General features: G+C 43.4%; 5 protein-coding genes. 3 read left to right on the top strand and 2 right to left on the bottom strand.

Annotated features, from left to right (window positions below):
* Positions 1-568: 568 nt before the first annotated feature.
* The 3 genes from AAEZ00_RS13650 (at position 569) to dauA (ending at position 5155) form a co-directional block, all read left to right on the top strand.
* Positions 569-1792, top strand: a complete 1224-nt coding sequence (locus AAEZ00_RS13650) for an OprD family porin (RefSeq protein WP_351074617.1) — start codon at positions 569-571, stop codon at positions 1790-1792.
* 796 nt (positions 1793-2588) lie between these two features.
* Positions 2589-2804, top strand: a complete 216-nt coding sequence (locus AAEZ00_RS13645) for a hypothetical protein (protein ID WP_335687134.1) — start codon at positions 2589-2591, stop codon at positions 2802-2804.
* Positions 2805-3412: 608 nt separating this feature from the next.
* Positions 3413-5155, top strand: a complete 1743-nt coding sequence (gene dauA, locus AAEZ00_RS13640) for a C4-dicarboxylic acid transporter DauA (protein WP_351088783.1) — start codon at positions 3413-3415, stop codon at positions 5153-5155.
* 89 nt (positions 5156-5244) lie between these two features.
* Here the strand turns inward: dauA and AAEZ00_RS13635 are convergent, their stop codons facing one another.
* Both AAEZ00_RS13635 and AAEZ00_RS13630 read right to left on the bottom strand, forming a co-directional pair.
* The gene (locus tag AAEZ00_RS13635; protein WP_351088781.1) at positions 5245-5760 is read right to left on the bottom strand and encodes a DUF6702 family protein; all 516 of its coding nucleotides are present in this window, start codon (positions 5758-5760) and stop codon (positions 5245-5247) included.
* On the bottom strand, positions 5760-8210 hold the full coding sequence (locus AAEZ00_RS13630) for a M1 family metallopeptidase (RefSeq protein ID WP_351088788.1): 2451 nt from the start codon (positions 8208-8210) through the stop codon (positions 5760-5762). The genes AAEZ00_RS13635 and AAEZ00_RS13630 overlap by 1 nt, the downstream gene beginning before the upstream one ends.
* Between the last annotated feature and the right edge of the window lie 51 nt (positions 8211-8261).

Below are 8261 nucleotides of genomic sequence, written 5' to 3'. Positions count from 1 at the left end.
TTCATAGCAAATCTCACTTCTAGTCTTGATTTATACTATAAGAATAGGCCAAAACTGACTCAGATGCATAGGCATGTAAAAATATGTAGTTATATTATTTAATAAAACTAATATTCAGTTATACACTGAGGTAGTAATAATATTGCTGTTTCATATAATATTTTTTATTCAAAGGCTGACTGAATAATTAGATTTAATGTTAACAAAAAGTAATAATAATGCCTATCTAATCCGCATGCAAAGTATTAGGTCACACTAATTCATCTAGTTGCGATGTTTATCTAACAACTCACTTACCTCGTTGAGATGCTTATCTAACAACTAGAAAAAAGCTACCATTTACTGCGGTTAAGTGATCTCGATCTAAACTCTATAATACCCAAAGAAGTAATATCTTATTCGATAATTAATGAGACGACTCTCATTCATGTTTTGAAGCGTAATTTTTGATGTGTAACTCAAACTTATCTACACATTCCACCGCTCAAAAAACGGTATAACAATTTAGGCGATAACTGCCTTGAAAATACCGTTAATAAAATAATACAAATAAATCAAAGGCAAATAGATGATGAAATGTAATAAGAATGTACTCGTGATTGCAATGGCAATGGCAATGGCCGGTATCAGTGGCAGTGCCTTAGCAAGCGACACCCTTGCGGACGCATTTTCAGATGGTCAGTTTAAAGGACAAGTAAAGTCTTACTACTTCGATGAAAGCTATGACTCTAACGAAGCTGCCGACAACAACATATGGGCCAACGGTGGTTTCGTAAACTATAACACTGCTGAATTCTACGGCTTCAGTTTTGGCACCACACTACAAACTTCTCATGTGACCAGCATTGATGATCCTGCTGATAAGATGAAGACGTCTATGAATGCCCAAGGCGCCGTAATGTCGGAGTCTTATATTGGTTACAAATACAACAACACAAGCTTCAAAGGCGGTCGCCAATACATGGCACTACCTTTGATCAAAAGTTCGGGTTCGCGTTTGATTAAAGAATCTTTTGAAGCCTACTCGATTACCAATACCGATTTGCCAAATACACTCGTATCTTTAGCAAACGTAACAAAATACCAAACCCGTACGGATAAAGCTACTAAGTATACGAACGCAGCAACCTTTTTCAATGATGATGTACAGCGCGGAGATGTGGGCGGTTTCTACGATATTGGAACCGACGGTGCCGTGTCTTTATACATCAAAAATAATTCTGTTGAGAATTTAAATCTTCAAGCTCACTATGTTGATTTTATCGATGAAGTGGCGGATCTCTACGTTGATGCGACCTACACCTTTGGTGGCGAATTTCACCCATTTGTAGCTGCACAGTACTATGGCTCTAACTACGATGATGCCGCGACTGAAGATAGCTCGTTAATGGGTTATAAAGTCGGCGCATCGTTTAGCGGTTATAATGTGCACGCATCTTACACTACAGTTGATCAAGACGGTTCGGTTAATCGCGGTATTGGTGAGGCCGCCACAGCGTCATTTACCAGTTCTACGTTAACATCAGGCAACTACAATGCAGACGCTGATACTTGGCAAGTTGGTGTTGCTAAATCGTTTGCTGATTTGAAATTGAAACTGGTTCATACAGAAACAGATAACCCAATATCTAAAAATCAACTCACACAAACATACTTAGATGTTGGTTATACACTTTCTGGCGCATTCAAAGGCTGCTCGACTTCGATCCGTTACACCGTTTATGACTACGGCACTGACGCAGATGCAAAAGACAAGGGTGAGCTAAGAGCTAAGTTCTTTTACTCATTCTAAGCAATATAGACTTTAATATGTGAAAAAGAGGCCTCCTGGCCTCTTTTTTGATTGTTTCACAATAACCGCAACGCTAATTTTTTGCAGCCATTGGGTGACGAGGCTGCAGCGAAATAAATAAAGTCAGCAGCAACATAGCACAAGAAACCTACAGCCAAGCCGCTCGCAGGGCTAAGCGCCTCATACGGCCAAACTCGTAATTCCAATTTTGATAGTCATGCTTGCCGCAACATCTTTTACAGCCTTGCGACTTATATTGGCAGCAAAGATAACAAACATAAGTCATTAAATTACCCATTTGGCACTACTTTTGAAGGTTAGCAGTTGTTTTCAACGTTGCTTTCAGCTTTCTCCATTCCACATCCCCCATCCTCATCTTAACCTGTCGATCTTTATACTGGCGCTGATAGTAGCGAGGGAGTTGAGGGGCAGTACTGCCGAAAATATCAATTACACCGACTGAGAACGTCAACCGGAGGCAGGTATAACCGTTGCTAGTGACCTTAAACACTTAAGATGTGCAGGTACAATCGTTGGCAGGATTAACCATGACGGATTTAACCGAAACCTTGTTATGGCTAAATCGCCAAGAAAGTAAGCGTTTATCGCTTACCTAGGTGACGTTAGGTTGATGAATAAAACCGTTGCTGCAAGACCTCGGCTATTTTACTTTTGCTAAACCAGTAGAAGTGATTGTTAATACCGATGACTTAGAATATACATACCCAAAACCTTATGCCGGATCATTATCAGCAATTTAATTCGCAATGCATTACAGCATACCGCAGAAGGCCGAGTGATTATTGAGCAATCAGGCCACAGGGTCAATATCGAGAATCACTGTGACTCTACCGCATATGATGCAGATGATTTGGGCTTTGGCCTAGGTCTTGAACTCACTCAAAAGTTGATTGCTCAGTATGGATGGTATTATCACCATACAGATATGGGCAGTGGCAGAAAAGTGTCAGTGGTGTTTGGTGACCGTGATATTGGATTAGTATCTGCTTGATGATCGTCATCATGCCTAATACTGGTTAGCTTGGTGTGTGCTTATCGCGCAGCAATGAGCATTTAGCCCATAACGATAAAACGATTGAACTCTTTCATCTTAGTACAGCCATTAAGTAAGGGCTATGCTTTAGCTTTTACGTTTATTCGCTTGTTATCGCTCGTCACCGCTTGCTCGCATGATTTTATAACATCTAGCAGCCGCAAAGCGTCCTAGCCTCTAGGCTTTTAGCTCGTATAGCCTATAGGCCTTTCGCTTCGCTTTTAGCATGACATCACCCAGAAACAGGTTGTTTTCATCTTGGCCATCGGGAGTTCCCGTAGGATTTTTGCAACGAACATTTTGAAGTGACTTGGGTACGGCAGCGTTATTTAGCCCTGTTTAGGCTGGTTATCATTAATGCATTCAGCTTGTTGCTGCTTCCGTTTCTATGCCTGTTCATGGATCTTTTTTACAACAATTTATTATAATAAGATTATCATTTAATTATTTTAATATGATAATCGCATTATAACTGCAAGGCTGTTGAATTGTATGTATATGAGCATATAATTACCGGTATCTCTTTGCACGCCGAAGACAGTTTGGTTTTACGAGGTTACTTGACGATGAAATATAGAAAGCATTTATTTTCTTTGCGAATTGGTCATGCACTTAGAGAGTCCTTAAAAGATGTTCCTTACAAGGCTACTGCATTTTATAAAGATTTATTAGCAGGTTTGACCGTAGGTATTATTGCCATTCCGTTGTCGATGGCGTTGGCTATTGCCATTGGTGTTGCGCCCCAATACGGTTTATATACTGCCATTATTGCCGGTTTTATTACCCCATTTACGGGGGGGTCGCGTTATAGCGTATCGGGTCCTACCGCTGCGTTTGTGGTAATTTTATATCCTATAGTCCAACAATATGGCTTATCAGGTTTACTGCTTGCCAGTCTCTTATCTGGGCTTATTTTGATCGTTATGGCGCTGTTTCGGCTAGGACGATATATTCAATATATCCCAGAGTCCGTCACGTTAGGCTTTACCGGCGGTATTGCCGTGGTGATTGCTGTGCTGCAAGTTAAAGGGTTTTTCGGCTTAAGCATTACCGAGATGCCCGAAAGTTTTGTGGGTAAAGTTGTTGCGTTAGCACAAGCATTACCTGCATTTTCAGTACCGACATTGCTGGTGGGATTAAGCGCGTTAGGGGTGTTTATTCTATGGCCTAAGCTCAAAATCGCTGTTCCTGCCCATCTTCCTGCTGTGGTTATCGCCAGTCTGGTGGCGGCGGTATTTAACCAGCAAGGCTTTAATGTGGCCACCATAGGTTCTACTTTTAGTTTTACCTTGCCTGATGGCACCTTGGGGGCTGGCATTCCATCAATGTTGCCCGACTTTCAATGGCCTTGGCTACGCACGCAAGCAGATGAATCGTCTTTGGTGTTGAGTTGGGCAGTAGCCAAAGACCTATTGTCAGCGGCATTTGCGATTGCCATGTTAGGTGCGATTGAATCGTTACTGTGCGCCGTGGTGCTCGACGGCATGTCAGGTAAAAAGCACAGTGCCAACAGTGAATTACTTGGCCAAGGCATTGGTAACATTATCACGCCATTTTTTGGCGGTATTACCGCAACAGCCGCCATTGCACGCTCTGCCGCTAACTATAAAGCCGGCGCAGTAAGCCCGATTGCGGCCATGTGTCATGCGGTTGTGGTGTTGGTGTCTTTATTATCGTTAAGTACTATTTTGGCTTATATCCCGATGGCAGGCATGTCGGCATTGCTGATCATGGTGGCATGGAACATGAGCGAAGCCCACAAGATTGTCCACTTGGTGAAAAAAGCCCCCGCCAGCGAAGTGTTGGTGTTGATGGTGTGTTTGTCTCTGACCATTTTCTTCGACATGGTGATCGCCATCAGTGCGGGGATTATTTTGGCGTCGTTATTGTTTATGAAGCAAGTGGCCGACATGACCAAGGTGAAAGACATCAGTGGACAGAAAAAGCACATACATGTTGAGTTACCCCCACGTTGGAAAGTATTTAAGATTAATGGCCCGTTATTTTTTGCGGCCGCCGACACTGTGTTTGGTGAGTTAGGGCATTTAAGCACGAGCCAAGATGGGGTGATTTTATACCTAGATGGGGTATCGATACTCGATTCCGGCGGAGTGGCAGCGCTGTACAAATTCCTCGGTAAATGTCGACATAATAACACTCGGGTATTGTTGGCCGATTTCCAATTTCAGCCACTTAAAACCTTAGCTAAAGCGGGCTTTGCACCAGATGGCGTTCATTGCGAGACCTATTCAACCTTGGCTGATGCGCTAGATGATGTGGTTCGTGAGATTGCGGTTAGTAAAATATAAGAAACGCCATACTGACGGATTAATACCAGAAGTATTGGTTGGTCAGTATGGCGCTTGCTATTTTGTCATTAGCTGACGGTGATCTGTGTTTATTTGCTAGCCGGTGCCACTTCAATATACTGCCAAGCGTCTGCTATGTGCAGTCTTGCTGAAGTAACGTGCTTATTACGCTCAACATTAATGTGGTTAGTTTGTTCTGACCACATTTCTTGTAGGGCGGTCATCTTAAGATAAAAGCCCTCCATATCAGCGGTAATGAGCGTTTCTTGGTATACCCACAAATATTTTCCCTGCAACTCAGTGCCCACATAGGTCAATGTTAACGGTTGCTGCAGCTGATCTTGCATGGAAAATGTTGAAATAGCGTAATAAGCAAAGGCTTCGCGACTGACCGGATCGCCAATCAAATCGGCATTTTTATCGATTACCCGCTGGGCAGCATGCTCAGCGTCGTGCAGATAAAATCGATGCTGAATTTCAAGCATTCCCGTGCGCTGATTAAACACAATACTGGTATAGGCTTCTTTTTGCTGGTGGGCATTAGCTGCACTAGCAAAACAGAGCAAGCCTGTAAAACAGATCAAACATTTGACTAAAATGGACATTATTTCTTCTTCAGTTTAATTTCAGGCTGTTTAAGGGCTTCTTTGTTGTCGTGCATGATATCGCGATACTGATTACCCTTACGCTCTTCTTCTTTAAAGGCTTCAATGCGTGATGGAATAATTTGCCGCGGATAATAGTTGTTTTCAATATTCACATCGGCAGTTTCACCACGGCGATCAACCACAGCAGACACTAAGACATTGTCTTTGTCAGTCACAATCAGTTTACTGACTGCAAATGGCGAACGCCGCCAAATTTCAGCAGGGAACACCAATGATTCGGTGTTACCATTTTCGAAGGTTAATTCAAGCAAAATGGGCATCACCAACCCGCCAAGATTGGCAAAGTTAAACACGTAATAGTTTTTATCTTCTTTAAGTGCCCGCGCCAGGACTTGTTGCTCCCATGGATCGAGTTCGGCGTGCTTTTTGTTGTACTTGTTACGTTGTTTATTGGTGACGCTAAATTGATCATGCTGATCATGGTAATCCGCGTTGTCGTGATTTAACTCAACCCAGGTTTTTTGACCGCTTTGTTGATTACGTTCAACCGAATAAGGCATAGGTTTGTCTTTATAATCTTGGCGACGGCGATCAAAATCAATATCAGGATTATTGCTGTCTAGGCGCAGTTTATAAATCCGATCTAAGGCAATATCCACATGATCTGTGGTGTAAAACCAGCCGCGGAAAAACCAGTCTAAATCCACCCCTGAGGCTTCTTCCATGGTGCGGAAAAAGTCGCTTGGGGTTGGGCGCTTGTTCATCCAGCGGCGACTGTATTCTTGAAAGGCAAAATCAAACAGCTCACGGCCTAATATTACTTCACGTAAAATATTGAGTGCCACCGCGGGTTTAGTATAAGCATTAGGCCCAAGCTGCAATACACTGTCTGACTGGGTCATTACCGGTACTTGCACGTTAGACTTCATGTACTCAATTACATCGCTTGGCTCACGCCCCCAAGGTAAATCTGGGTCCCATTCGCGGGTGGCAATGCCGTCTAAAAAGCTGTTAAGGCCTTCGTCCATCCAGGTCCATTGACGTTCATCTGAGTTCACTACCATCGGAAAATAGTTATGGCCCACTTCGTGGATCACTACGCCAATTAAGAATTGTTTTTCCGCCAAGGTATAAGTGCGACTTTCATCTTCATGCCAAATGGTGCGTGGGCCATTAAAGCTGATCATCGGGTATTCCATGCCGCCAACGGGGCCGTTAACACTAATGGCTGCGGGGTAGGGATAATCGAAGGTAAAGCGTGAATAGACTTTAAGGGTGTGAATAATTGAGGCTGTAGAATAACGCTGCCACAACTCGCCACCTTCTTTAGGGTAAAACGACATCGCCATAACGGGCGTGTCGGTATCATTACCTTGCTGATAACCTTGGGCGTCCCAAATAAATTTACGTGATGATGCCCAGGCAAAGTCGCGGACATTTTCGGCTTTAAAATGCCAGGTTTTAGTGCCTTTGGCCGTACTAGACTCATTCGCGAGTGCTTCGTCTGCGGACACGATAAACACGGGTTTTTCGGCGGTTTTAGCCTTATCTAACCGCTTGAGTTGTTGTGACGACAATACTTTTTTACTGTTCTGTAATACGCCAGTGGCCGTGACAATGTGGTCGCTGGGTACCGTCATGCTGACATCGTAATTACCAAACTCGAGGGTAAACTCGCCGCTGCCTAAAAATTCTTTGTTGTGCCAGGCTTCATAGTCAGAATAACTGGCGACGCGCGGAAACCACTGCGCCAATAAGAAGATGTCATTACCGCCTGCACGTTTGTCATCGGGAAAGTGCTCATAGCCAGAACGTGCGCCCACGGCATCTTCTTCTAAGATATTGTAAGCGTAGCTAATATTAATTTTGGTGCTGCTGTTGGCTGGTAGCGCCTGCGGCAAATCAATGCGCATTTGAGCGCCGACAATGGTGTATTTTAATGGGTTATGATTTGCCCCCGTCACCTTACCAATGCGATAGCCCATTTCGTTATCGGCTAAAAACTGTTGGCGACGCAGGTCTTGCAAGCTGATTTTTGCAAACGCATTATCACCATAAGTGTTGTTAGCACTCACGCTACCATCGTCGCCGTAAAAGGTGCTGCTGCGTTCTGCTATCGAGTCTGATTTAAAGCGATTTTGTTCTAGCTGCAACCACAGATATTTAAGCGTATAGGGAGAATTATTGTGGTAAGTAATCACTTGCTCACCTTGAATACGACGCTTTGGTTCATCAAGTGTGACATTGATTTTATAATCAACTTGTTGTTGCCAGTAATCGATTCCCGGTTCACCAGCGGCATTGCGATAATTATTTGGCGTGGGTAGGCTCTCTTCAAGTTGACGAAACTTGTCGTCGAAATGCTGCTTGCTTTGGACCATTTCTGTAGCCGAACTTGTAAAGATTGCTGAACTGGTCAATGCCAATAACAGCAGGTGACGATACATGCGCATAAACACTCCTTTGACAGCAGAAAACTGATGCCAATAAACCCAAAA

Source organism: Shewanella sp. S1-49-MNA-CIBAN-0167, assembly GCF_040310145.1.
Taxonomy (GTDB): Bacteria; Pseudomonadota; Gammaproteobacteria; order Enterobacterales; family Shewanellaceae; genus Shewanella; species Shewanella psychromarinicola.
The sequence above is the reverse complement of the archived record's forward strand: the minus strand, read 5'-3'. Positions and strand labels throughout refer to the sequence as shown.